The 523-nt window shown below is 57.9% G+C and carries 1 protein-coding gene; it reads left to right on the top strand.

Annotated features, from left to right (window positions below; translation table 11 throughout):
- A partial coding sequence (locus J1781_RS00475; RefSeq protein ID WP_217233032.1) for a type VI secretion system Vgr family protein occupies positions 1 to 523 on the top strand: 523 nt, incomplete at both ends.

Below are 523 nucleotides of genomic sequence, written 5' to 3'. Positions count from 1 at the left end.
GCTGGCTGCGTCTGGCAAAACCCTATTCCGGGGATACCTGCGGCTTCCATATGCCGCTGCTGGACTCCACCGGCGTGGCGATTGCCTTCGAGAACGGCGACGTTGACCGGCCGTACATTGCTTATGCACTGCACGATTCACGGCATCCGGACCATGTGGCTCTGCCGAACTACAAGCGGAACGTTATCCGTACGCCTTCTGGAAATAAGTTAAGACTTGATGATTCACGAGGCAAAGAACACATCAAGCTTTCCACACCGGCCAGCGGCAAAAGCCAGCTGAACCTGGGTGCGCTGGTCGATGACAAGCGTAAAGATCGCGGTCACGGCGCCGAACTGCGCACCGACGACTGGGTGGCCGTTCGTGGCGGCAAGGGTGTGTTTATTTCCGCCGATGTGCAGGCTTGTGCCGGAGGTCAGCAACTGGACATGCAACAGGCCAAAGCACTCCTTTCCAGTGCGATGGTAGAAATGCAGAGCCTGTCGGCCAGTGCTCAACAGGCCCAGGCATTAGCCGCAGACAT

The sequence above is a fragment of the Rahnella perminowiae genome (assembly GCF_019049695.1).
Classification (GTDB): Bacteria; Pseudomonadota; Gammaproteobacteria; order Enterobacterales; family Enterobacteriaceae; genus Rahnella; species Rahnella perminowiae.
This window is presented reverse-complemented; position numbering and strand designations above follow the sequence as displayed.